Annotated in this window: 20 protein-coding genes; all 20 read left to right on the top strand. The window is 58.7% G+C overall.

Annotation, left to right across the window (positions count from 1 at the left end; translation table 11 throughout):
• Window positions 1-6: 6 nt before the first annotated feature.
• The 20 genes from asnB (ACVI1L_RS41380) to ACVI1L_RS41285 all read left to right on the top strand — a co-directional run bounded on the left by asnB (ACVI1L_RS41380) (window position 7) and on the right by ACVI1L_RS41285 (window position 24,354).
• Window positions 7-1,821 (top strand): asparagine synthase (glutamine-hydrolyzing), encoded by a 1,815-nt coding sequence (gene asnB, locus ACVI1L_RS41380; protein WP_456785435.1) that lies wholly within the window; start codon window positions 7-9, stop codon window positions 1,819-1,821.
• An 8-nt stretch (window positions 1,822-1,829) separates the two neighbouring features.
• Entirely contained in the window at window positions 1,830-2,906 is a 1,077-nt protein-coding gene (locus tag ACVI1L_RS41375) for a glycosyltransferase family 4 protein (RefSeq protein WP_229190104.1), read from the top strand.
• Window positions 2,903-4,120, top strand: a complete 1,218-nt coding sequence (locus ACVI1L_RS41370) for a glycosyltransferase family 4 protein (RefSeq protein WP_456785434.1) — start codon at window positions 2,903-2,905, stop codon at window positions 4,118-4,120. Before ACVI1L_RS41375 ends, ACVI1L_RS41370 begins: the two co-directional genes overlap by 4 nt.
• 139 nt (window positions 4,121-4,259) lie before the next feature.
• Window positions 4,260-4,898 carry a winged helix-turn-helix transcriptional regulator gene (locus ACVI1L_RS41365; protein ID WP_229190134.1) on the top strand — a complete coding sequence of 213 codons (639 nt, stop codon included), beginning with the start codon at window positions 4,260-4,262 and terminating at the stop codon, window positions 4,896-4,898.
• A gap of 5 nt (window positions 4,899-4,903) precedes the next feature.
• Window positions 4,904-5,413, top strand: a complete 510-nt coding sequence (gene nusG / locus ACVI1L_RS41360; RefSeq protein ID WP_229190108.1) for a transcription termination/antitermination protein NusG — start codon at window positions 4,904-4,906, stop codon at window positions 5,411-5,413.
• Window positions 5,414-5,524: 111 nt separating this feature from the next.
• On the top strand, window positions 5,525-6,463 hold the full coding sequence (locus tag ACVI1L_RS41355) for a Gfo/Idh/MocA family protein (RefSeq protein ID WP_229190135.1): 939 nt from the start codon (window positions 5,525-5,527) through the stop codon (window positions 6,461-6,463).
• Window positions 6,460-7,053 carry an acyltransferase gene (locus ACVI1L_RS41350; protein WP_229190110.1) on the top strand — a complete coding sequence of 198 codons (594 nt, stop codon included), beginning with the start codon at window positions 6,460-6,462 and terminating at the stop codon, window positions 7,051-7,053. The genes ACVI1L_RS41355 and ACVI1L_RS41350 overlap by 4 nt, the downstream gene beginning before the upstream one ends.
• A 5-nt stretch (window positions 7,054-7,058) precedes the next feature.
• Entirely contained in the window at window positions 7,059-8,054 is a 996-nt protein-coding gene (locus ACVI1L_RS41345; protein ID WP_229190112.1) for an NAD-dependent epimerase/dehydratase family protein, read from the top strand.
• A 42-nt stretch (window positions 8,055-8,096) separates the two neighbouring features.
• Entirely contained in the window at window positions 8,097-9,968 is a 1,872-nt protein-coding gene (gene asnB / locus ACVI1L_RS41340) for an asparagine synthase (glutamine-hydrolyzing) (protein WP_283070110.1), read from the top strand.
• 30 nt (window positions 9,969-9,998) lie between these two features.
• Window positions 9,999-10,862, top strand: a complete 864-nt coding sequence (locus ACVI1L_RS41335) for an ABC transporter permease (protein ID WP_456785433.1) — start codon at window positions 9,999-10,001, stop codon at window positions 10,860-10,862.
• Window positions 10,846-12,168 (top strand): ABC transporter ATP-binding protein, encoded by a 1,323-nt coding sequence (locus tag ACVI1L_RS41330; RefSeq protein ID WP_456785432.1) that lies wholly within the window; start codon window positions 10,846-10,848, stop codon window positions 12,166-12,168. Before ACVI1L_RS41335 ends, ACVI1L_RS41330 begins: the two co-directional genes overlap by 17 nt.
• A 5-nt stretch (window positions 12,169-12,173) precedes the next feature.
• The gene (locus ACVI1L_RS41325; protein WP_456785431.1) at window positions 12,174-12,992 is read left to right on the top strand and encodes a class I SAM-dependent methyltransferase; all 819 of its coding nucleotides are present in this window, start codon (window positions 12,174-12,176) and stop codon (window positions 12,990-12,992) included.
• Entirely contained in the window at window positions 12,989-15,532 is a 2,544-nt protein-coding gene (locus tag ACVI1L_RS41320; RefSeq protein WP_456785430.1) for a GNAT family N-acetyltransferase, read from the top strand. The genes ACVI1L_RS41325 and ACVI1L_RS41320 overlap by 4 nt, the downstream gene beginning before the upstream one ends.
• Window positions 15,533-15,538: 6 nt before the next feature.
• Window positions 15,539-16,231 (top strand): metallophosphoesterase family protein, encoded by a 693-nt coding sequence (locus ACVI1L_RS41315; protein WP_229190118.1) that lies wholly within the window; start codon window positions 15,539-15,541, stop codon window positions 16,229-16,231.
• Complete coding sequence (locus ACVI1L_RS41310; protein WP_456785429.1) at window positions 16,228-17,283, top strand: ATP-grasp domain-containing protein; 1,056 nt, start codon at window positions 16,228-16,230, stop codon at window positions 17,281-17,283. Before ACVI1L_RS41315 ends, ACVI1L_RS41310 begins: the two co-directional genes overlap by 4 nt.
• Window positions 17,284-17,320: 37 nt before the next feature.
• Window positions 17,321-18,475 (top strand): class I SAM-dependent methyltransferase, encoded by a 1,155-nt coding sequence (locus tag ACVI1L_RS41305; protein WP_456785428.1) that lies wholly within the window; start codon window positions 17,321-17,323, stop codon window positions 18,473-18,475.
• Between the two features lie 90 nt (window positions 18,476-18,565).
• The gene (locus ACVI1L_RS41300) at window positions 18,566-19,699 is read left to right on the top strand and encodes a DegT/DnrJ/EryC1/StrS family aminotransferase (protein WP_456785427.1); all 1,134 of its coding nucleotides are present in this window, start codon (window positions 18,566-18,568) and stop codon (window positions 19,697-19,699) included.
• A 170-nt stretch (window positions 19,700-19,869) separates the two neighbouring features.
• Entirely contained in the window at window positions 19,870-21,177 is a 1,308-nt protein-coding gene (locus tag ACVI1L_RS41295; RefSeq protein ID WP_229190122.1) for a glycosyltransferase, read from the top strand.
• 163 nt (window positions 21,178-21,340) lie between these two features.
• Complete coding sequence (locus ACVI1L_RS41290; protein WP_456785426.1) at window positions 21,341-22,732, top strand: glycosyltransferase; 1,392 nt, start codon at window positions 21,341-21,343, stop codon at window positions 22,730-22,732.
• Between the two features lie 440 nt (window positions 22,733-23,172).
• A complete protein-coding gene (locus tag ACVI1L_RS41285; protein WP_456785425.1) occupies window positions 23,173-24,354 on the top strand; it encodes a glycosyltransferase in 1,182 nt (393 codons plus the stop codon).
• Window positions 24,355-24,419 lie beyond the last annotated feature (65 nt).

Raw genomic sequence — 24,419 nt, 5'->3', positions numbered from 1 at the left:
TCACTCGTGTGCGGCATATTCGGCCTAGTCGCCAAGAACGGGCTCGTTGATGCTGATCAAGTCGATCGACTGACCGATCTCGTCGCTCACCGCGGTCCGGATGGACGCGGAGTGAGGGTCAATGGCGCGGTCGGGTTAGGGCACCGGCGGTTGGCCATCATCGACTTGACCGACGACGGCGCGCAGCCGATGCGCGATCGACTGCTCCCGATTTGGATCACCTACAACGGTGAGATCTACAACTATCTCGAGCTTCGTGCAGAACTCGAAGCGCTCGGTCACGTCTTTCATACCGCCTCCGACACCGAGGTCTTGCTGGCGGCCTATGTCCGCTGGGGCGAGAAGTGCCTCGACCGTTTCAACGGCATGTGGTCGTTCGCGATTCACGACGAGCGCGACAATACGCTGTTCTGCGCGCGCGATCGTTTTGGCGTAAAGCCGTTCTACTTCGCAAACACGGCGACGCAGTTCGCCTTCGGCTCGGAAATTCGTCAGCTGCTTCCCCTGATCGGGCGTTCGATCGCGGACGACGATCTCGTCAGGGATTTTCTCGTCTGCGGCTTGAGCGATCACACCAGCCGGACCTTCTTCAAGGGTATCGAGAAGCTGCCGCCCGGACACAAGATGCGCGTCGACGTGTCGACAGGCCGGATCGAGATCCAGCGCTATTATTCGCTGGCGCCTCGTTTGGCCGTGGCGAACGAACAGGATGCGGCCAGGTTGCTGGCGGAGCTGCTCGACGATGCGACGCGCCTGCGCCTGCGCTCGGATGTTCGCGTCGGAACCTGCTTGTCGGGAGGTTTGGACAGTTCGAGCGTCGCGACACTGGCCGCAAGGCACTACGCGTCGTCCTCCAATGGTCGCTTCTTTGCCATCACTGCGGTGAGCGAGCAGGCAGCGAACAACGAGGAAGCCTACGCGGCCGACGTCGTGGAAAAGGCCGAGCTGAACTGGCTGCGCACCAAGCCGAGCTATGAAGATTTCGCATCGACCGCGGAAGCCTTGCTCGAGGTGCAGGAAGAGCCGTTCGCTGGTCCCTCGATCATGATGCAATACGAGGTGATGAAGACGGCGCGCGCGAACGGCGTGATTGTGCTGCTGGATGGTCAGGGGGGCGATGAGACGCTGCTGGGCTATCATCGCTATTATGCGGCGTGGCTCCGCGACCAGCTGGATCACTCCGGTGTAAGGGGATTCCTCTCCGCCTTCCGCGCGGCCACACAGGCTGGCGTTTCGGCTCAGCGCTTGCTGATGTACCTGTTTGGCGCCAGCTCGGCGGTGCTGAGGGCCACATTCTACCGTTGGCGATACGCCTTCCTGAAGAACCCGGACCTGCCGGAGTGTCTTCGCCGTTTTGCGCGGGAGACGAGGGACGCGCAGGAAATGCAGGTACTGGAGATCACGGAAACCAACCTGCCGATGCTGCTTCGTTTCGAGGACAAGAACTCGATGCGGTTTGGGATCGAGACGCGATTGCCGTTCCTGGATTACCGATTTGTTGAGTTTGCGTTGAGCTTGCCGACGCGCATCAAGTTGAACAATGGGTGGACGAAGTGGCCGCTTCGTGCGGCCATGCAGGAGGTTCTTCCGGCCAGCATCTCCTGGCGCAAGGACAAGATCGGTTTCGCCGCGCCCGATCGGCTATGGCTCAACCGACACTCGCCTGCAATGTATGAAAAGGTGGCCGGCAGCGCACTGCTTGCCCGGTACGTGAACATGGCTGCGGTGAAGAGGAAATTTCACCGGCTCGACCTCGGAATGCGCTGGCGGCTCTATTGCGTGGCGCTTTGGGCTGAGCGCTTTGGGGTTGAAGCCCCATGAAGATTTGCATGTTGTCGAGTGTCCATTCGGCCGATGACATTCGAATTGTCGAGAAGGAGGCGCGGAGCCTCTCCGAGGCCGGTCACGACGTGACTGTCGTGGCGCGATCACCCCGTCCGAGCGATCCAGGTCGCATTGAATTCAAGTTGATCGAGGTGCCGCCGGTTCCCCGATGGAAGCGCCCGTGGGTCGCGGGACGAGCGGCACTTGCGCTTGCCCGCGCGACCGGCGCGGATGTCGTGCAATTTCACGATCCTGAGCTGATACCGTTCGCGCTGCGGCTGAAGAGCCGACGTTGCAGGGTGATCTACGATGTCCACGAGGACGTGCCGGCGGACATTTATTCCAAGAAGTGGATACCTCGGTGGATGCAGCCGATTGTCGCATTCGGTATGGAATTGGTGGAGCGGAAGACGGCGTGTCGGTTCGATGCCATCATCGCGGCGACACCGGCGATTGCCCAGCGTTTTCGTGACTTTGGCGCGGCCGTGACGCTAGTCCGAAATAGCGTTCGGTTGAATGAGTTTATCGAGCCGACTGATAACGCGCCGAGAAAGAGACAAGCGGTCTATGTAGGGCATGTGAGCTTTAATCGGGGGCTTGTTGAAATGGTCGAAGCCTGTGAAGCGGCTCGTTTGCCGCTGGTCCTGGCGGGAAGTATCGGTGTGGCCGAAGCTGACTGGTTGAAGTCGGTGTCTGGTGACGTCGTTCACCGTGGAAAATTGGATCGATCCGAGATCGCTACTCTGCTTAACGAGAGTCTAATCGGACTATGCCTCTTCCATCACGAGCCCAATCACCTTCATGCCATGCCAACGAAGATCTTCGAGTATATGGCTGCTGGAACGGCGGTTATTACCAGCGACTTGCCAAGATCGAAAGAAATCGTCGAGGCGGCCGGCTGCGGATTCTCGGTGTCTCTGGATGACAAAGCTGAACTAGTGGAGCGTATCGCATTGCTAGCGGGAGAACCTGAACAAGCGATCAAAGTGGGGCAAGCAGGTAGAGTAGCCGTTGTCAGAGACTACAATTGGCAGCATGATGCGGCCGAACTGAAAAATCTCTACGAGAAGCTCGCGTCATGAACATTTGGCTGCTGCATCCCTTTGCAGGGGGGCCGGCCCTGGGGCGTCATTGGCGTCCGTTCTGGCTTGCAGACGCTTGGCGAAAGATGGGGCATCGGGTGTTGGTGGTCAGCGCCGCCTTCCATCATCTGCACAGGGAGCCACGCGTACCGGGACCGCAGTGGATCAATGACGTCGACTTCTGGTTTCTCGACACACCGCGCTATGGCAATGGCAGCTTGGGGCGGCTTCGCAACAACCTGAGCTTTGGGCCAGCCTTCCGCTCCGCAGCGCCTGCAATCGCCGCGCAGTTCGGTAAACCGGATCTGATGATTGCGTCGAGCCCGCATTTGTTCTTCATCTCGGCGGCAGATCAGATCGCGCGGCAGTTCGGTGCCAGGTTCTGGCTGGAGGTCCGCGACCTCTGGCCGGAGAGCATCGTGGCGCTTGGAATGACGCCCGCCTGGCATCCGCTGATGAAGGTGCTCGGCTGGAAGGAGCGCTCGGCCTATCGCGCGGCAGATCGCGTGATCTGTCTGCTGGCCGGGGCTGAGGCGCATATGCGCGCGCGTGGCTTGCCGCCTGGCAAGTTCACGTGGATCCCCAACGGAGTGTCCGACGGTGAAATACAGAGCGCGCTGACGATCGAAAATCTGGCTCACCCTCTGATCGATCGCATCAATCTGTTGAAGCGGCAGGGCAGGCGCGTCGTTCTCTACGCCGGCGGCATGGGCCCGCCAAATGCCGTGGAGGCCATTCTCGACGCTGCTTCCATCCTCGGCAAAGCAAACCCCGAGATCCATTTCGTGATGATCGGTTCAGGCACTTCGAGGGAGGCGTTGAGACAGCGGGCGGCCACGCTTGCCAATGTGGAGTTTCATGATGAAGTCGATCGATCGGTCGTGCACGGCATGCTGCATGCCTCCGATTGCGCGGTCGTGGCCTTCCACAAGAACGCGCTCTATCACCATGGCATCAGCCCCAACAAGCTGTTCGACTACTGCCTGTTCGCGCCGCGCAGCGTCATTGCCTGCGAAGAGCGGGCGCTTGCCGGCCTCGAGGATTTGGTGACCGCACGATGCGCGCCGAACGATCCCGGTGCGCTCGCTGCGTCCCTGCGCGCCGCCCTGGACGGTCCAGCGCGTCCACTGGGCGATCGAATAGCTGTCGCGCGGCAATACAGTTATTCAACGCTCGCGGCGCAATATTTGGCCCCCCCCCCTGATCGGGCCTGAAGTGTGGCCATTGCGACACATTGGCTTGATTAAAAATTCCTGTGCAATCAGTTAGTTGCGGCGTTCATCGTATGAACGAATTCGCTTGACGTTCATTGAGTGAACGCGCTATCAGCCTCTCCCAGTGGGGATAGGTGTGATGGCAGGCATTCTACCGACGGATGAGAATGACAGCGACCGGCTCGTGCTCGGCCTGCTCACCTCCCTCGAGGCGGATGGTGCGCAATCGCAGCGGCGGATCGCAGCCGAACTGGGCGTCGCGCTCGGCCTAGTCAACGCTTACCTGAAGCGGGCGGTCAAGAAGGGCTTCGTCAAGGTCGGGCAGGCGCCTGCGCGGCGATATGCCTACTACCTCACGCCGCAGGGCTTCTCCGAGAAATCGCGGCTGACCGTTCAATTCCTTTCGGACTCCTTTTCGCTCTTCCGCAAGGCGAAGGACGAATATGGCCGGCTGTTTGAACGCGCGCAGGCGCGTGGCTTCAGGCGGGTTGTGCTCGCCGGACAATCGGATCTTTGCGAAATCGCGATCCTGTGCGCGGTCGACGGGCCAATCTCGATCCTTGCTATCGTTGATCCCGATGCAACCGCGACGCGGTTCATCGGCGTCAAGGTGGTTGCCTCCTATGCGCTGGTGGACGAGCCGTTTGATGCGGTCGTTGTGACCCATTTGACGGGCGCTCGAAGTGTATTCGACCAGGCCGTCAGCAATTTCGGGGCAGAGAAAGTGCTCGCGCCAGACCTGCTGGGCTTGCGTCCGAAGCAGTCGCTGGGAGCGTGATCGCCATGGAGTCCGGTTCCCGCTGGTACGTCGTGCGGACACAGGTCAATGCCGAGGCAAGAGCGGCGGCTGGCCTCGTGCGGCAGGGCTTCTCCACCTACCTCCCCCGTTATCAGAAGCGCCGCAGTCATGCGCGGAAGGTGCAGTTTGTGCCGCGACCGCTATTCCCGCGCTACCTCTTCGTCGCGATCGACATTGCGGCCCAGCGGTGGCGCGCGATTCAATCGACGCTCGGGGTTTCACATCTCGTGTGCGTGGGAGACCGGCCGGCCGCGGTGGAAAATGGCGTCATCGATGCCTTGAAATCGCGCGAGGATGAAACCGGATTCGTCGCCCTTGCGCGCAGGCCGGCGTTCTCGCCCGGCGACACGGTGCGAATCGTCGAGGGTGCATTCGTCGACAGTCTTGCGCTCGTGGAAGATGCCAGCGATCACCATCGCGTGGCGGTTCTGTTGAACTTGTTGGGCCGAAAGGTTCGCGTTCTCGTCGGGGCGGATCTCATCGCTGCGGCTTGAGTGCGTCTGCCGCCTGGCAGGCGTGATGGATTATTTTGGCTTGGGTGTGACGCTCGATTCACCCCGAGTGCGGTAGCTTGCCTAAATCAGAAGCTCGAAGAGAGGAATTTCATGACGATCTACGCGCTGATCGGTGCCGCCGGCTACATCGCGCCGCGACACATGCGGGCAATGGCCGATACCGGCGGAAAGCTCGCTGCGGCCTACGATCCAAATGACTCCGTGGGAATCATGGACAGCCATTTTCCCGATGCCGAATTCTTTACGGAGTTCGAGTTGTTTGATCGTCATGTCGGTGCGTTGCAGCGCGACGGCAAGAAGATCGACTACATGACGATCTGCTCGCCGAATTACCTTCACGACGCGCACTGCCGATTTGCGCTTCGCTCCGGGGTGGATGCTATCTGCGAAAAGCCGCTGGTCCTCAATCCCGGCGACATCGACGGGCTGGCGGCGATCGAGCGCGATACCGGCCGGCGCATCTCCACCATCCTGCAGCTGCGGCTGCATCCGGCGATCATCGCGCTTCGGGATCGCTTCGCGAAATCACAGAGGCGCCACAAGGTCGAGCTTACCTACATCACGTCGCGGGGACGCTGGTATCACGCCTCCTGGAAAGGTGCCGAGGCGAGATCCGGTGGCGTCGCCACCAATATCGGGGTGCATTTCTTCGATATGCTGAGCTTCGTGTTCGGACCCGCCAGCCGCAACGAGGCGCATCTGCGCGAGGCGGAGCGGGCGGCCGGCTCGCTGGAGTGCGAGCGCGCCGATGTTAGCTGGTTCCTGTCTCTGGACCGCAACGACCTGCCGGACAGCGTGAAAGGCAAGAAGACGACCTTTCGCTCGATCACCGTCGACGGTGAAGAGGTCGAGTTCTCCGAAGGCTTCACCGATCTCCATACCAGAAGCTACGAGGAAATCATCGCCGGCCGAGGCTTCAGCCTGGACGAAGTCCGCCCCTCGATTGATATCGTCTCCACCTTTCGGACGGCGCCGATCGTTCGCAGCAATGGCGTTCACGCGTTTGCCCAGAAGGCGATGCACAAATGAGCGGGATGCGCGAAGATCCGCGCTTTCCGGGCGTATTGATCCATCAATCCAGCTACGTCGACGACGGCGCAGTGCTTGGACGCGGCACCAAGGTCTGGCACTTCTGCCACATCCTGCCGCGCACGATCATCGGTGAGAACTGCTCGATCGGCCAGAACGTGATGATCGGCCCCAATGTCAGGATTGGAAACGGCTGCAAGATCCAGAACAACGTCTCGATCTATGACGGCGTCGAGCTCGCCGACGACGTGTTTTGCGGCCCGAGCTGCGTCTTCACCAATGTCAACAATCCGCGTGCCGACGTTTCGAGGAAGGATGAGTTTCGCAAGACGCCGATCGGGCGCGGGGTGAGCATTGGCGCCAATGCGACCGTCGTCTGCGGACATTCCTTGGGTGACTACTGCTTCATCGGGGCCGGTGCGGTGATCACGAAGGATGTCCCGGCATTTGCGCTGATGGCGGGTAATCCAGCACGACGAATTGGCTGGATGAGCAGAGCAGGCGAGCGGCTGGGCAGCGATTTGGTGTGCCCGCGCACTCACCGTCGCTATGAACTTCAAAATGAAGCGTTGGTAGAAATCGAGGGTTGAAGAGAATGGACATTCGCGGAAAGAAGGTAGTCGTTATCGGGGGCGCCGGACTGATTGGATCGCATGCGGTCGATCAGCTGACGAAGACCGATGTCGGCGAGATCGTCATTTACGATAATTTCGTACGTGGTACGCATGAAAACCTTGCCGTCGCGTTGCGCGACCCCCGCGTCAAGGTTTTCGAGGCTGGCGGCGATATTACCCAGACCGATATCCTCGATGCTGCCCTGAAAGGAGCCGACGGCGTCTTCCAGTTCGCGGCGCTCTGGCTGCTGCAATGTCACGAATTTCCGAGGACGGCCTTTGACGTCAACGTCAAAGGAATGTTCAACGTCCTGGACGGCTGCGTCCGCAACGGAGTGAAGCGGCTGGTCTGGTCATCGTCGGCGTCGGTGTATGGCGACGCCGTCGAGGAGCCGATGACGGAAGATCATCCCTTCAACAACAAGAACTTCTACGGCGCCACGAAGATCTGCGGCGAGGCGATGGCTCGCGCCTACCACTTCCGGTACGGCCTCGACTATGTCGGACTTCGCTATATGAATGTGTACGGCCCGCGGCAGGATTATCGCGGCGCCTATATCGCGGTCATTATGAAGATGCTCGATGCAATCGACAAGGGAGAGGGGCCGACGATCCTGGGCGACGGATCGGAAGCTTTCGATTTCGTCGCGGTCGAGGATTGCGCGCAGGCCAATCTTTGCGCGATGCAGGCGACCGCCACCGACCGCTTCTACAACGTCGGTACGGGAAAACGCACCTCGTTGAAGGAGATTGCCGAAAAATTGCTCAACCTCACTGGCTCCAACCAGCCCGTCAACTACGCGCCCCGCAGTCAGGCGACGCTGGTTCGCAACCGCATCGGCTCGCCGAAGCGCGCGCAGGGGGAGATCGGCTTTACCGCCGCAATCGACCTGGATGAGGGCCTGCGTCGGCTGATCGACTGGCGGAAGCAGCACATCGATCAGGTCGAGCAGCGTCGTGCAAAAGCACAGATATGAACTCGCGGACCTGAATTCGTTGAATAGCTCGGCGAGCGACATATGTGCGGCATAGCCGGAATTCTCCACCGCGACGGGCGACCCGCTTCGATCGCCGCGCTGACCGCGATGACAGACGTCATCGCGCATCGCGGACCGGACGGCCAGGGACAGTACTGCAACGGTCCTGTCGGACTTGGTCATCGGCGGTTATCGATTATCGATTTGACCGACGCGGCGCGTCAGCCGATGGAGACGCGCGACGGCAGGTTTGTGCTGACCTACAACGGGGAGATTTACAACTACAAGGAACTCAAGCTCGAGTTGTCGTCCCGAGGACACACGTTCAACTCGTCGGGCGACAGCGAGGTTCTGCTCCAGGCGTTTGCCGAGTGGGGGCTCGATGCCCTGCTCAAGTTCAACGGCATGTTCGCGTTCGCAATCTGGGATACCAAAGAGCGCAGGCTTACCATCGCGCGCGATCGGTTTGGGGTGAAGCCGATCTACTATGCGGAGATCAACGGCACGTTCCTGTTTGCCTCGGAACACAAGGCCTTCCGGGCGTTTCCCGAATACGTCTCCCGCCTGGACGTCGAGGGACTTGCTGAATACCTTTCGTTTCAGAACTTCTTCACGGATCGCACGCTCTTTTGCAACGTGAAGCTCCTGCCGGCGGGTTGCTACATGCAGCTGGATCAGACCGGAAAGAAGGCCGAGCCGGTCCAGTATTGGGATTTTCATTTCGAAGAGCCTGAAGGCAATATCGGCGAAGCCGATGCGCTCGACGAACTCGACCGGCTGTTTCAACAGGCGGTCAATCGGCAGCTGGTCAGTGACGTCGAGGTTGGGTCGTACCTCTCCGGTGGAATGGATTCCGGTTCGATCACGGCGCTGGCTGCCGCGCAATTGCCGTTCATGCGAACATTCACCGTGGGCTTCGACCTTAGCTCTGCCTCGGGCGTCGAGCTTGGCTACGACGAACGCTCGAAAGCCGAGTACATGTCGTACCGCTTCAAGACCGAGCACTATGAAATGGTGCTTAAGGCCGGCGATATGGAGCGTGCTCTGCCGACCCTCGCCTGGCATCTCGAGGAGCCGCGCGTCGGCCAGTCGTATCCAAATTTTTACGCGGCGAAGCTGGCCTCGAGGTTCGGCAAGGTCGTCTTGAGCGGGACGGGAGGAGACGAACTGTTCGGCGGGTATCCCTGGCGATACTACAGGGCCGTGGTGAACGATGACTTCGACCACTACGTCGAGAAATATTTCGGCTTCTGGCAGCGCATGGTTCCGAGCGGAACGCTTCCGCGATTGATGGCTCCGGTGTGGAGCGATGCGAGCCGCGCGTCGCCGATCGAGATTTTCCGGAGCGTCTTCAAGGACCACGCTCCGCAGCTGACGCGTCCAGAGGATTACGTCAATCACTCGCTCTATTTCGAGGCCAAGACGTTCCTTAACGGGTTGCTCGTGGTCGACGACAAGCTTGCAATGGCACACGGGCTCGAGAGCAGGGTGCCGTTTCTCGACAACGATCTCGTCGATTTCGCAATGAAGCTTCCGGCCAAATTGAAGCTTGGAAACCTGACCGAGGTTGTTCGTCTCAACGAGAACGAACCAGGCGGCAAGGCGCAGCGCTATTACGAGCGCACGAGAGACGGCAAGTTGATCCTGCGCAGGATGATGAGCCGGCACATTCCTGAAGAGGTTGCCGAGCGCGAGAAGCAGGGTTTCTCCGCACCGGATGCAAGCTGGTTCAAGGGCGAGAGCATCGACTACGTCAAGCGCAGGCTCTTCAGCAACAGCGCCCGCATCTACGATCTGGTCGACCGGAAGACCGTCCATTCACTCGTCGACGATCACCTGGAGGGGCGCGAGAACCGGCGGTTGCTGATTTGGTCCCTGCTCAATCTCGAGCAAATCATGGAAAGCTACTTTTAGTCACGTGCAAATGAGAGCTTACGTCAGAACATGAGCGGCATTTTTCCGGCAGCGAGATGGGTACGGGTCGGCTTGTCTCCGTACCGCAATTCCCAAGCGCTATGGATCAGCATCAAACAGATCCGGCGATATCGCGAGCTCTTGCGAGAGATGGTGCATCGTGACCTAAGCGCCGCCCATGCGATGCATGGTTTTGGTGCCTTGTGGATATTCATACATCCCCTGGTCATCGTCGCGACGTACCTGCTTATCTTTGGATTCGTTTTGGGCAGCAAGTTGGCGATTAACGCTGATTTCCCCGGCGATTATTCCGCCTACATCCTGGCCAGTCTTGTCCCGTGGCTGATGCTACAAGCTGCGATCGTTCGCGGTCCCGGGGCACTCCTCGCAAGCGCAAATCTCGTCAAGCAGGTCGTGTTTCCGATCGAGGTGCTGCCGATTGCAGCGACGATCGCCGCAACGATCCCTCATCTGCCTGCGCTCGCGCTGGTCACTCTCTACAAGGCCTACGTTGGTGGTCTCAGCTGGATGGTGCTGCTCCTTCCGGTGGTGCTGGTCATGCATGGCATTCTGGCGATCGGCTTGAGCTTTGCTCTTTCTGCGATCACGCCTTTTTTCCGTGATTTGCGCGATATCGTCACGGTCTTCACCTCAATTGTCATGTACTTGATGCCGACGGTGTATCTCCCGGATTGGATGCCAAGTGTCCTTCGCCCGTTGATCTATTCGAATCCGTTCAGCTACGTCGTCTGGGTGTATCAGGACGTCCTCTTCTTCGGCACGTTCAAGCATCCCTACGCCTGGGTGGTCACTCTCCTGTTTGCGTTGCTGAGCCTGGGGCTCGGATACCGCACGTTCGAAAAGTTGAAGCCCTACTATGGCAATGCTCTCTGACAATCAGCTAGCCGGCGCGCTAAATCCGCTGATCGGCTCATCGGTGCCCGGATACGCCATTCGTGTCACCGGTCTGGGAAAGGCCTACCGGTTCTACCAGCAGCCGTTGGATTTCCTGAAAGAAGTCGTTACGGGCAAGCCTCGACACGTCGAGCACTGGGCAATTCAGAACGTCTCGTTCGAAGTGCCGCGGGGCTGCGTGGTCGGCATCATCGGGCCCAACGGAGCCGGGAAGAGCACGCTCCTGAAGATCATCGCCGGGTTGCTGGATGCCACAACCGGGCGCGTCGAGGTGGCTGGCAAATTGTCCGCGATTCTGGAGTTGGGGACCGGCTTTCATCCGGATGTGTCGGGCCGCGACAATATCGTCCTGGGCGGCATGTGCCTGGGAATGTCGCGGGCGGAAATAGAGGCGAAGGTTCCCTGGATCATCGACTTCAGTGAGCTTGGAGATGTCATTGATCAGCCATTCCGGACCTACTCCAGCGGGATGCAGGCTCGACTCACGTTCGCCACGGCCATCAGCGTTGATCCGGAAATCTTCATCGTCGACGAGGCTCTTGCGGCTGGCGACGCGGCGTTCGTTCACAAGTGCATGAAGCGCGTTCGCGAGATCTGTGAAAGCGGAGCTACGGTCTTGTTCGTCTCGCATTCGAGTGGATTGATCGGCGAGTTGTGCGACGAAGCGATCTGGATCGAGAAGGGGCGGGTCCTGATGCAAGGCAATGCTCAGCGCGTCAGCAAGGCGTATGAGCAGAGTGTCTGGGATCTTGAGGAAGCGCGCAATCTCAAGGCAACGCAGAAGCTAAGCCAGGCGGTCGAGAACACGTCCGAAACCGGCAAATATGAGCTTGGCGGCGATACGCTGCGTATTGCCTCGGTCGAGGTGATCGATGCCGAGGGCCGGGCGGTGGGCCTCGTAACGAACGGTCAGCCGCTTCGGGTGCGGATCTCGTGGTCAGGAACAACGGAGCACAAGCAGATCTACGCCAGCTTGCGGATCGATAGCGGCCGCCTGCAAGCCGTCGCGGGAATTGAAGGCTATGACGGTGGCATGTTTCTGGACGCGGACGGCGTTTTGCCGGCGCGCGGGAGCATCGTCTACGAAATACCGGAACTCGCCCTCGGCGAGGGCCAGTACTTCGTTTCCGCGGCTCTCTGCCGTCACATGCTGCCGAAGGGATCGGAAGCCATTCTCCACTACGTGGAAAAGGCCGCTCAGTTCTCGGTTGCCCGGAATTCCCTCTGGCACTTCAACTATATCTATGACCCGAAATTCACATGTCGGATAGAGAGCACTGAATAGCACAAATGACAGATCGTGATTGGCAGGAAAAGCTTGAGGCGTTCTTCGAGCTGCGCGCGAGACAGATTTCGGAGGTGCCCACGCTGGATGACCTCTGCTATCTCGCTGGCAGAAATCCGCTGCTCTGGACCGACCAAAACCTGCTTTCCGATCTCAAGTCCCATGTCCTTGATCTGATGCAGCTTGATCAGACTTCCAAGGTGCTGGAAGTCGGGTGTGCGGCTGGCCTCCTGGCATCCCTGATTGCGCCGAAGGTTGGCAAATACGTCGGGATCGATCTTGCGGAGGCTCCTCTCAGTGTCGCACGGCGGCTAAAGCTGGCCAATGCCGAGTTCCGGAAAGGTGATGGACAGAACCTGCCATTTGGAGATCGCGAGTTCGACGCTGCATTGTGCTACGACGTGTTCTCCAATTTTCCGGCGTTTGAGACAGGCGAGAAGATCATCCGCGAAATGCTGCGCGTGGTGCGAAGCGGTGGGCGCGTGCTGGTCGGTTCTATCCCGGATCGGAACGAAATCGAGCAGTCACAGCAAATCTCGGCTCGATTGGCCGCCGGATTTGGCACGCAACAGAGTCGTCCCCCCCTGCAAACCTTGGTCAAGGCCGAGAAGGCCGGCCCTCTTGCAAGACTTTCGAGCTATTTGGGATTGACCGATAAGGACGCCGTCCGGGAGATCAAGCCGGAGATCGTGTCGTATTATTTTTCCAAAGACGACTTTGTCCAGTTCGGAAGTCGTCTTCAAGTTGAGACCCGAATTGCGGATATTCATCCGCGCAATCCGTATGCCGGCACTCGCTTCAACGTCATATTCACCGCAAAATGAAGATCCTCAGGTTTCACGAACTCGGTCCTGATCGCTGGAACCTGCTGGCCGCGTCCTCGGCCGAGGCGTGGCTGAACCACGACGCTGCGTGGGTTGCGATCGAGGAGCGGTTCTTTGTGGGCGCCAACTTGTCGTTTGCTCTCGTTGAAAACGACGAAGTGCTCGGAATACAGCCGCTCTATCTGGACGAGGGGGCAAGGGTACCGTTCGGCGAACGACTGCTTCATTCGGGAATCCATCGGCATGCCGGCTTGGCGACAAGCGAAGCAATCGGTCGGAGCACCAGGAGGGCCGTGCGCTCGGCGGCCATGGAGGAAATATTCAGGCTTGCCGAACTGTACGATGTCGATCGCATTCAGTTGAATACTCATAACCTCGCGCCGGTCAATCGCTCGACTTCACGCGAGGAAATTCCTTTCTGGGTGAGTGACTTCGGATTCCAGCTGGGAATTGCTTTTGGTCCGAATGGAATGATGCCGTTTCCGGGCCTTTCGACGGTTAATGCTGATCAGTTGATCGATCTTGATCGATCCGAGAATGATCTGTTCGCGAGTTTGGATGAGGGGTGTCGCAGGGCGGTTCGGAAGGCCATCAAGGCGGGTTTCGAATTCGAGCCTGCCAACGATCGTTCCGCGCTGCGGAGCTATGTGGAGATCGCCGAGGAATCCGCCACAAGGACCGGTGAGGTACTCCCGCCCATAGACTATTACGAAGCGATCCTGGACCAATTCCTTCCCCAGGGTCGCGCCCATCTGCTGTTCGCGCGTACTCCGGCTACCCGAGCGGCAGGCCTGATCCTGTTGAGTGACAAGAATGCCGTGCATTTCTTGGCGGGGGTTTCACGGCCCGATGAATTGAAGCTCAGGCCAAACGATTTTCTCCACTGGAGCGCGATGGTATGGGCGAAGAGCGCTGGCTTTCAAACCTACCGATTGGGGCCGTGGTTTCCTGAAGTGCCGCGAGACTGGCCAATTTCCAAGGTGTCGCGCTTCAAGACCAAGTTCGGATCGAAGTCTTTGCCTATCATTCAGGGCAGCCTGTTTCGACGCCCCGAGAAATACATTCAACAGCTTCCCGCAATCCGGAATGATTTGAAGATTGGACATGGTGCCGCATCGACCTCGGCATCTGCGCGAACCGGAGGCGAATTTGTTGCTCATCTTCTCCGGATTTTTGGCCTTCCCGGGGCCTCGGCATCTATGGACGGAGTGCCTGTCGTATTGTATCGCCCCCGGCAGGAGGCTGTAGCCGAGGCGCGCGAAGTTCTTGCTCGCGGGGGGACGGTCGTGGCGATGCTGCCCGCACTCGAATTTGCTGAAGCATTTGCCGTCGTCCTGCAGGCAAGAACCACCGGCTCGCCACAAGTTCTGCAAGCCGAGATGGCGGGGTCCAATGCCTGGAGAAGGCTGCGAACCTTGCATTCCTACATGCGCTTTTCCTCGGCGGATGGCGTATCCGTCGTATCCGACGACCAGGGATGCGCCGCTTGGCTTTACCTCGACGTGGTCGCAGGAGGCCGGATCCTATTCATCGGAACCGATTTGGTTTCGGACGTCGTTCGCTATCGCCAGGGCGATCCAGCCGCGGCCGCAAGGCGGCCAACGGAAGCGCAGTGGGGCTACGCCGGCGAGCGGCCAAACTACCTGTTCGAACCCCAGCTTGCCGGCGAAGACGCTCGTGCACGGCCGGCGGATTGGTGGTGTGAAGCGCTGGCCGATGCGTTGGAAAAGCTCTGCGGTCTGGCCAGATCACCGATGTTGCCGAAGGGGGCACCCGGCGCGATCGTCGTGACCGGCGATGACGACCAGGCGCCGCTGCATCGCTATGCTCAGCAGCAAGAGGCGTTGGGGTCGATGCCGATCACCTATTTTCTTCATCCGCTCACGAAGCACGACAAGGCTTCGTTGCAGCAGCTTGGAGAGGGTCGGCGCGTTGAACTCGGGCTTCATCCCGATGCGCTTGATCGTCCCGACCAATACAGAGAGCTGTTTTGCGAGCAGGCGGACTGGTTCAGGCAATTGACGGGCGAGGACGCGCGCACGGTTCGAAACCACGGCTTCCTCAATGACGGCTATTGGGGGCATGCGGCAACGTGGAACGACCACGGTGTCGAAGGGAGCTCCAATCTGCCGGGATTGGATGGCCGCATCATCAATGGCTCGCTCCTCCCGGCGCGACTACTGCTTGACGATAAACTAACGGAGCACTGGAGCATCCTTACCGCCATCGGAGATGGGATCGTCTTCGTGCACGGTTGGGACGATGTCCAGTCGGCGGCGTGCGTACTGGATTTAGCCGACCGGATTCGGGCGAGCGGCGTCCCCGGGGTGATCGTCATCAATCTCCATCCCGAGAACATTGACAAGACGCGAGGAATGCACCAGGCGGTCCTTAAGGTTGTCGAGGACGGATTCCTGCCCTGGACGATGAGTGAGTGCTTCGAATGGTTCGGAAAAAGTGCATCGCGAAGTGCCACGGCAGTTGCTTCAGATCGTGGGCGCAGCTCCGTTCTCGAAAAGGTTCGCCATCTGCTGAGTTGAACCGAAATGCTGCTAGGTGTTCTGTCAGATGCTCACGGAAATGTGGAAGCGTTTCAGCTTGGATTGAATCTGTTGGCGGAAGCCGGCGTCGACGCCGTCTATTTCCTCGGCGACGCCGTCGGATACATTCCGGATGCCGGCGTGGTGTCCCTGCTTCGTCAGGGTGAAATCCGTTCGATCAGGGGAAATCACGACGACATGCTGGTGCGACGAAGCGCGACCGCCGACCTCGACAAAGTCTACCGCCACAGCGAGACTTTTGCGAAGCTCAGCGATGACGAGCGAGATTTCCTGATGACGTTACCGTCACAGCTCAGGCTCAGCAGGCCGGGAACTGATATTCTGTTTGTTCACGGCAGTCCGTCCGATCCCCTGGCCGGTTACGTGTATCCAGACACCAGCCTGACCGATTTTATGAACGTGAATGCAGATGTCGTGTTCATGGGCCACACGCACCATCCGTTTGTTCGTCGGCAAGATGAGAAGCTGTTTGTGAATGTCGGCAGTTGTGGCCTGCCAAGAGGACAGGACCTTCGCGGAACGGTCTGTATCTTCAATGTCGATCAGCGGGACGTTGAGATCATCAGGTACGACATCTCGGCATGCTGTGAACGCGTACTTTCGCGCCATTTGCTATCATCGTCGGTTGCCGCACTGTTGGATCGATGTTCTCAGCCTATGACGGGAGAACAAGCATGAAGACTCGGCGCGCAAAGGTCTTGCTGACAGGAATTGGCGGCGGAGGGCACGGCGAGCAGATTTTGAAGGCGCTTCGGCTTGGCGAGATCGAATACAATATCGTCGGGACCGATACCAGCGATGCCTGCGCGAACCGCAATCGTGTCAATAAGTTCGTCCAACTGCCGCGGGCAACCGATCCGAAGTATCTCGATGAGCTGCGATCCCTGGCCCAATCGGAGAAATGTCTTGCGATCTTTCACGGCTCCGAGCCGGAGATGGCGGTCTTCAGCCGATCCAAGCCGTTGCTGGAAGCCGATGGATTCTATGTGCCCGTCAACCCTCCCGCGGTCCTCGAGATCTGCCAGGACAAGTTCAGAACGATGGCGCACCTGACCTCTCGCGGCTTTCGTACCCCGAAATTCATCGAGGTGCGCAAGCTCGAGGATACGGAAGCGTGGCACCAACTGCCGGCCATCTTGAAACCGTCGGTCGGCGGAGGCGGCTCTGCGAATGTCTTCATCGTGCAATCGAGGAACGAATTGCTGGCGTTCTCGCAGTACCTGCTGGGGATATGCGAATGCTTCATATTGCAGGAGTATGTCGGCAGCTCCAACGAGGAATACACCGTCGGAGTATTGTTCGGGAGAGATGGCTCGTTCATCAACTCGATCGCGATAAGGCGCGTCATAAACAATGCATTGACGATCCGAACTCAGGTACCGAACCGGACCTCGCGGGGCGAACTCGGCTCTCGATTGATTGTATCGACGGGTATCTCACAGGGACATGTCGCCGATTGGCCTCAGGTTCGAGAAGCGTGCGAGGCAATCGCCTCGTCCCTTGGGCCCACTGCTCCCGTGAACGTCCAATGTCGCGTGGTGGATGGTGCGGTCATTCCGTTCGAGATCAATCCGAGGTTCTCCGGAACCACCTCGCTCAGGGCAATGGTCGGCTACAATGAGCCCGACGTCTTGATCCGCAGAGATGTGTTCGGCGAGAGTATCGCGCCGCGTTTTCCATACAGGGAAGCGATGATCCTGCGCGGTCTTGAAGAGCATGCCGTCGCTTAACCTGGATTTCCCGGTACCCTCGAAGGAGAATGAACCGATGTCTGTTCGCTGTCCGGTCTGTAGTTCCGATCAGTTGCATGATCTCTATCCGTCGTTTTCGGGCACTTGCATCACGTCCGATATGATGGTGCTGCGCAATGCTTCGCTGGACAATCGGCTCTGCTCGGGCTGTGGGCTGATATTCAACGCCGGCGGCACGCGTGGCTGGAGTGAGGCCTTCTACAAGGGCAGCTACAGCTTGATGATGAGAAGCCCAAACGCGGCCATTCAGAGCTTTTCGGGCCCGGCGCCGATTTCGCAGGCGGAGCGCACGCATCAGATATTGAGAGAGATGAGCGAATTGCCTTCGCAGGGAGCGATCCTGGAGGTGGGCGCCGGAAAAGGCGATTTCCTGGGACACTTCCTCGAGCAATCGACGGAATGGCGGGCCACCGCGTTCGAGCCGAGTTCGGCTTTCGATGTGTTGAAGCAACGGTTTCCGAGCGCCTCAATTCATCACTGCGATTACAAGGAGTTCGATGCCGGCGCGGCGAGGTTCGATTTGGTCGTGGCACTCGGCGTCTTGGAGCATGTGGAGAACCCGCTCGACATGCTTCGATGGGGGTACGAGCGTCTGCACGAGTCCGGGTTGTTCTACATTCGTGTTCCCAATTTCGCACGCAATCCCAACGACCTGTTTTGTGCGGATCACCTTTCGAAGCTTACGATCCACAGCCTAACGTCGTTGGCGAAAGCTGCCGGATTTGATGTGGTCGCGTCGAAGGAGGCGGGTGTCCCGATCTTCGTGCTGCTTAGAAAGAACGGCCATCCGACAGCTTCGATCGAGAACGTGGCGGCCGTCAACCGGAGCGTGCTGGACCAGAATTTGCCTGTTGCTGGGAATGCGATGGAGGCGATCAACCGTTGCCAGACGGCAGCGCGTGCAGCGGGAGAGCCGTTCGCGATCTTTGGACTGGGACCCTCGGGCCTGTTCGCTCCGTTCTATTTTGGATTCGATGTGGCGGAGATTTCGGCGTACCTCGATGAGAACCGATCGACGTGGGGAAGCGGCATTCATGGTCGCCTGGTGGGCGGACTGGACAAGATCGACGAGCTGGGCATCCGCCACGTAGCGCTCGCCATAAGTCCGGTCTACTTCGACCAGGTGAAGGCAAAATTGGCCGGGCACAAGGTTCAAGTGTATTCGGCCTAAAGGTCAATGATCGTCCCGGTAACTCACCAGCGAACTACGGAATGGTTCGTAGGAGGTGGACGGGATATCTGCATCAAGAGTAACAGTTAGATGAACATCACAGAGCCAAGTTTCGACGAGACTGAAATAGAGTTGCTTCGGGAATGTCTCAGCTCGAAATGGGTCACGCAAGGCCCGTTCACCGAGCGGTTCGAGCGGCTTATCGCCGAGAAGCAGGACGTGAAACATGCGCTCGCCTGCACGTCATGCACCGCCGCCCTGCATTTGGCGACGATGGCGCTCAAGCTCGGTCCTGGAGACGAGGTTATTGTTCCGGCGTTCACGTGGGTGACAAGTGCGCATTCGGCGGAATACGTTGGCGCAAAACCGGTATTCGTCGACATCGACCTATCGACCTTCAACATCGACCCGGATGCCCTTCAGGCGGCGATTACGCCGCGAACAAAGGCAATTGTCGCCGTCCATCTGTTCGGCCTTGCCGCACCGATGGATGAAATAAAGGCCATTGCGGAGCGTCAGGGCATTGCCGTGATCGAGGATGCTGCTTGCGCGATCGGCACCACTTACAGGGGCGCACCGGTTGGCGCGATCGGCGATATAGCTTGCTTCTCGTTCCACCCGCGTAAGGCGGTTACGACGGGAGAGGGAGGAGCTGTAACCACGAACCGCGATGATCTCGCCGAGCGCGTGCGATCGCAACGAAACCACGGCTCCACGGGCGCGCCGGATTCGTCGATTGAGCCGCATGGTCCGTGGACGATGGCGACGTTCGACAACCTTGGCTTCAATTTGCGCTTATCGGACATTCAGGCGGCTGTCGGAGTTGCACAGATGGGGAAGCTCGACCGTTTGCTATCGGAGCGCAGACGTCTCGGACGTCGCTATTCCGAGCTGCTAGCCGGAAACAATTCGATCGGGCGACCGCTGGGCGGGGACGTCGATGGACATACGTATCAGTCCTACGTCATTCGCCTCTCCGAGGGGAATCGAGTGCGCCGTAACGCGGTGATGGCGGCGCTGGCGGCGGCGGGAATCCAAACCAGGCCGGGCACCCACGCGGTACATCGGCTCGGCTATTACAAAAGCAAGTATGGACTCAAGGCCGAGCAATTTCCAAAGGCGGCACTTGCGGAGGACACCACGATTACGCTGCCCATTTTTCCCGGCATGACCGAGCAGGATCAGGAGTTCGTAGCCGATACCGTAAATCGAGCCATTACTTGAGGCGTCCCGTTGTGTTTGCGCTAAGGCTGGCTCGGTCGGTTCGAAAGCTGTTTGGGATCGATTCGGACTTTCCCAACCTGAAGCGGTTCGCAAGACGAAACGCGAGCTTTCGCGAAGCTTCGCGAAAGCTGTTCCCAAATAGCTCACTTGCAAAGATAGGCGAGAACCTCTTGCAAACGGCAGATCGAATTGCTGTTGAAAAGGATTATTCGCAGGTCATTCTTCTCCTGGATGTCTTGCGGCCCTTCCTCAATCCGGATCAATCTACCGACGCGCAGGATTTCTGGAACGCCTTTGTTGGCGATTGCCGCAAGATCTCCGAGAAGCGAGTCCTGGCCGGCCATCTCAACTCGCTATGGGGGGTCACGCCAATCGTCAGTCTTCGCGCGTGCGTCGCGGCGGATCGTGCTCTGAACGTGAATGCGAGTTCAGTCGTATTTACCACTTATCACACGGCATCGGATTTTGATTTCGTCTTCGCCGAGATTCAGTCGCGTCTTGCCGCCGAGCGCAGTGAGGACGTTTATTTGTTTAGGTGGATCATATTGATCTGGGCCATTGCGAATTTCGATTTCTTTCACCTGTACAATGACCGGGGAATTATTGAGCCTGCGGGCGGTTACGGCAGCCCGCGCTTTGGAATCGCAGTGCGGGAAATGGAGCTGTATCGAGAGGCGGGAAAGCGTCTCTACACGTATGCGTATGGCGCTGACCACCGAACGCGCAATAAGACTCTAGCCTTGGGAAAATGGAGCTTCTGTTCGGAATGTCCTGAGCCAGGCCAGTATTGTGTCTGCGACGATGCCGGCGGGGCGAGCATGTTGGGGACCATCAGAGAATACTCGACAGCGGTCGTTGCGCACGGTCTTGCCGCAAAGCTGATTCCTGGCGCCAGGAATGTCCCGTATCTTACGGTGGATGTTGCCAAGTTTAACCCGCGAAAACTTGTGGGGCGCCGGGGTGGGGAATTGCTTGTTGGTCACTTTCCAAACCATCCCTATTTTAAGGGATCCAGGTATCTTGAGAAGGCTGTGCTTGAACTGCAGTCGGAGGGATATCGTATTGAGCTCCTGCAGCTCAGTGGAAAGCCAAATGACGAGATCTTGGCCGCAATGCAGACGATCGACGTCCTTGTTGATCAACTTGTGAGCGGATCGTTTGGGCTGACCGCTGTCGAAGCGATGGCCTCGGGGTGCCCCGTGATCTGCTACTTGCACGCAGGAGTAGGTGTCGCAGATCTCGACACCTGTCCAGTGATCTACGCCGATCCGGATACGATCAAGGATGTCCTGAGAGATCTTGTCTCGGACCGCGCGCGCCTCTCTGTGGCTGAAGCGGCCGGGCCAATTTATGTCAAGCGAAACTACTCGATAGAGGCACTCGCGGGACATTTGGCAAGCCTGTACGTGGAGACGGCAGATCTTCCCGAGCTCGAAGCAGCCAAAATGGATCAGAGAGCCAAGGCTCTCGCTCTATAGGCCGTGCCATTGAACGCGAGCAGCTTCCCGGTTCGCATTGGGCGCCAAGGAAGCGAGCGCTGTGCATCCATGCGAATGCGGCGGTGTCGAGAACGAAAGGGGCAAGAGCTTGTTGAATGCTATGACAACCGTGGTAGCGCGGTATCCTAGGCTGAAGAAGTGGTTGCGCCCGGTTTGGTGGTTCGTCAACTCGCGGCGACCGAAGCTGGCGCGTAAACTGGAATTCCCTGCGCGGGTCGTCCGTGGCGTGCGGTCGAGATATCTGCGTATCAGCACCATGTTTTTGCAGAACGCGGAATTGATGCGTCAGCGCCTTCCGTTGCTCCGGGCGGCTTCGCGGCAAGGTCCTTTCTCCCGGATCGGCACGAATGCCAGCGGGACGGAGGTTGTCATGCTTGTAGTATCCGATCTCCGGATCGATCCTCGCGTGGAGCGCGAGGCTCGCGCGCTGGCCGAGGCCGGATATGAGGTCACGGTGCTTTGTCCGGAGCCGTCCGACGGGGCCGGAGAAAGCTTCAAGATCGATTGGGGGCCGTCGGTGTCGATCAAATGGCTGAATTGGACGGCAGCGTCATTCGTCAGCGAATCTCCCGGATATGTCGGAAATCAGCTCTATGCCGCCGCCGTCACGCTGAAGCCATTTGCGTTTCATGCACACGATCTCAATACGGCCTATGTCGCGCTTGCCGCAGCCAACGTCACCGGCGCCCATCTGATTGTGGACTTTCATGAGTGGTTTTCAGAGAACGTGCATTGGGACTCGGGGCGCAAGGAGTACTTGCCATATCCGCAGCCTTGGAAGCGGCAATTGCAGAAACTGGAAGCTCGCTGTTTGCGTGAGGCGTCCGCCACGGTCACGGTTTGCGATTCAATCGCCGATGCCATGAACGCGGAATTGGGAGGCAAGCGTCCCTTGGTGGTGCGGAACATACCTAACATTCACCGCAGCCCGACGAAGAAATATCCGCCGCTCAAGGAACAACTGAGTCTCGATCAATCGACCTTCGTCCTGCTCTGGCAAGGCGGAACGGGGCCCACCCGCTTGATAGAGCCGATTATTCAGGCTTTGGAATACGCAACGAAGTGCGTGCTCGTCATCAGAGGGCCTTCGCTTGAACTGTTCGGTGAGGGGTATCGTAAGCTAGCGGCCGAGATCGGTGCTGAAGGCCGGCTCATTCTCTTGCCTCCCGTGCCCTCCCACGATGTCGTAGCGGCCGCGCGGGGCGCTGATGCGGGCATTTGGACCTTGCCGGCTCTGTGCAGGAATTTTACGTTTGCCCTGCCCAACAAGATCTTTGAATACCTCGCTTCGGATCTGCCGGTCCTGGCCGCCGATTACCCGGAAGCAAGACGTCTCGTGTCAGGTAACCAGGTCGGGTTGATGTTCGACCCGTACGATCCGAAGTCGATCGCCCGTTCCATCAACAAGCTGATCGAGCAGGCGGATCTGACTGCCAGGCTCCGCGCCAACATAGGCGTAACGCTCGCAAGTCTTGATGCAGGGCGTGAATGGCAGCGTCTGGTGGAAGTCTACAAGCAGCTGCCACGGCGATGATGCAACGTGTCATCCGCTAGTGACGGCATGTATAACCTGCTTCCGTTCATGGCATGCCGCAATACGGCATTTCGGCGACATGCCGCATGGCTAGATTCGTTTTGGCCAACGACGGCCCTGTCCTAAGAACATTTGTCTCTGCAGGTAATTTCGCTATGTATGACCGGTTAAGAGCGGCCTCCAGGCTCGTGCTCCCCGTAACAGTCCGCAGATGGCTGCTTACCGTCTGGTCGATTGCGCGTTCACCAGATCGGAACACCCTGATTCTCTACCAGCTGAGAGCGCTTAGTCGAAAGCTCGCTCGCCTGGTCTTCATCCCGCCGGCCGGCACCGCAGTCTCGAAGGCAATTTTGGATGCCGCTATTTGGCTCAGTCCACGATTCGGCGCCATGCGGTTAAGGTTGGGCCGCGTTCGAACGCTGTGGGGCGTAACACCAATTTTGACGCTGCCACTGAAAGCCAAGGCGGATCGAGCGCTCGGGTTTCGCTCAACGTCTCTTGTTTATGTCACCTACATCATAACCTCGCAGTTCGACATCAATCTCAGGCGTCCCTATGCATTCGCCTGTTCGTTCGGCCTTGGCCTTGCGTTTCAGCGGCTGGTTCTTGCTTGGGCTCTGCTGCGGTATGATGTGTTTCATTTTTTTGCGGATCGCGGGCTGCTGGATTCGACGGCCCGCTTGCAGATCAATTTCGAGGAGCTTGCCGCGCTCCGGCGCGCTGGCAAGCGGGTCTATGTCTACGCCTATGGCGCGGACGTTCGCACCAGGCAGGCAACATTGGCGCTGGGCAGGTGGAATTTTTGCGTCGATTGCACCGAGCCGCCCAAATACTGTACGTGCCATGATGCCGATGCTCAGCGATACGTCTCCGAATTGGACAAGACGGTGACGGCCTTGGTTTCGCTGGGCGACATGCTGACCTACATGCCGACAGCGAGACATATCAATTACTGGCCGCTTGACCTGGGTCCAGCGAGGGCATCCGGTCCCGGCGCCTCGTCTGGCTCACTTCGGATCGCTCATGCTCCAAATCACACGCATTTCAAGGGATCAACGTACCTTGAGCAAGTGATCGAGAAGCTGCGTGCTCAGGGGCATCAAATCGAATACTTCAAGATACAGGGCGTTCGTAACAGTCAGGTCCTCAGCCTGTTTGCCGAGAGCGACGTCGTTGCCGACCAGTTTATCGGGGGCGCATACGGCTATACTGCCCTAGAAGGGATGGCGCTCGGCAAGCCGGTGCTGAGCTTCGTGAGGAGCAGAGCTCTGGTCGATGCACCGGACGAATGCCCAATCATCAACACGACCCCAGACGAGCTCGAGCAGGTCCTGCTTTGGATGATGGATAACCGAAGCCGTCTTCGACTGATCGGCGAGCAAGGACGGCGCTACGTGGAACGGTGGCACACGGTTTCGGCCGTTGCTACCCGTTTGGGGCAACTCTACGAGGATACCGCAGACTTCCCGCCCCCAGTGCTGAGCCGGATAAGGAAAAAGCGCGCGCAGGAAGAGACACGGCGAAACTCCATTCCGGTAGCCACCGGCTGGCAGCATCCGTTTCAGGTCTCAAGACAATGTGGCGCCGAACAACTTGGCGCTACCGGGACATCCGACACATGACGTTCGTGAGAAAGCACCGCCATCGGCGCAAACAACGAGCGACCGGCCTCGGGCCGAGGCTTGTC

Source organism: Bradyrhizobium sp. USDA 4516 (genome assembly GCF_054055915.1).
This window is presented reverse-complemented; position numbering and strand designations above follow the sequence as displayed.

Excerpts from the sequence above, each read along its gene's own strand:
- ACVI1L_RS41375 (WP_229190104.1), top strand. The coding sequence starts at position 1,830 with ATGTTGTCGAGTGTCCATTCGGCCGATGACATTCGAATTGTCGAGAAG.
- ACVI1L_RS41370 (WP_456785434.1), top strand. The coding sequence starts at position 2,903 with ATGAACATTTGGCTGCTGCATCCCTTTGCAGGGGGGCCGGCCCTGGGG.
- ACVI1L_RS41365 (WP_229190134.1), top strand. The coding sequence starts at position 4,260 with ATGGCAGGCATTCTACCGACGGATGAGAATGACAGCGACCGGCTCGTG.
- nusG (WP_229190108.1), top strand. The coding sequence starts at position 4,904 with ATGGAGTCCGGTTCCCGCTGGTACGTCGTGCGGACACAGGTCAATGCC.
- ACVI1L_RS41355 (WP_229190135.1), top strand. The coding sequence starts at position 5,525 with ATGACGATCTACGCGCTGATCGGTGCCGCCGGCTACATCGCGCCGCGA.
- ACVI1L_RS41350 (WP_229190110.1), top strand. The coding sequence starts at position 6,460 with ATGAGCGGGATGCGCGAAGATCCGCGCTTTCCGGGCGTATTGATCCAT.
- ACVI1L_RS41345 (WP_229190112.1), top strand. The coding sequence starts at position 7,059 with ATGGACATTCGCGGAAAGAAGGTAGTCGTTATCGGGGGCGCCGGACTG.
- asnB (WP_283070110.1), top strand. The coding sequence starts at position 8,097 with ATGTGCGGCATAGCCGGAATTCTCCACCGCGACGGGCGACCCGCTTCG.
- ACVI1L_RS41335 (WP_456785433.1), top strand. The coding sequence starts at position 9,999 with ATGAGCGGCATTTTTCCGGCAGCGAGATGGGTACGGGTCGGCTTGTCT.
- ACVI1L_RS41330 (WP_456785432.1), top strand. The coding sequence starts at position 10,846 with ATGGCAATGCTCTCTGACAATCAGCTAGCCGGCGCGCTAAATCCGCTG.
- ACVI1L_RS41325 (WP_456785431.1), top strand. The coding sequence starts at position 12,174 with ATGACAGATCGTGATTGGCAGGAAAAGCTTGAGGCGTTCTTCGAGCTG.
- ACVI1L_RS41320 (WP_456785430.1), top strand. The coding sequence starts at position 12,989 with ATGAAGATCCTCAGGTTTCACGAACTCGGTCCTGATCGCTGGAACCTG.
- ACVI1L_RS41315 (WP_229190118.1), top strand. The coding sequence starts at position 15,539 with ATGCTGCTAGGTGTTCTGTCAGATGCTCACGGAAATGTGGAAGCGTTT.
- ACVI1L_RS41310 (WP_456785429.1), top strand. The coding sequence starts at position 16,228 with ATGAAGACTCGGCGCGCAAAGGTCTTGCTGACAGGAATTGGCGGCGGA.
- ACVI1L_RS41305 (WP_456785428.1), top strand. The coding sequence starts at position 17,321 with ATGTCTGTTCGCTGTCCGGTCTGTAGTTCCGATCAGTTGCATGATCTC.
- ACVI1L_RS41300 (WP_456785427.1), top strand. The coding sequence starts at position 18,566 with ATGAACATCACAGAGCCAAGTTTCGACGAGACTGAAATAGAGTTGCTT.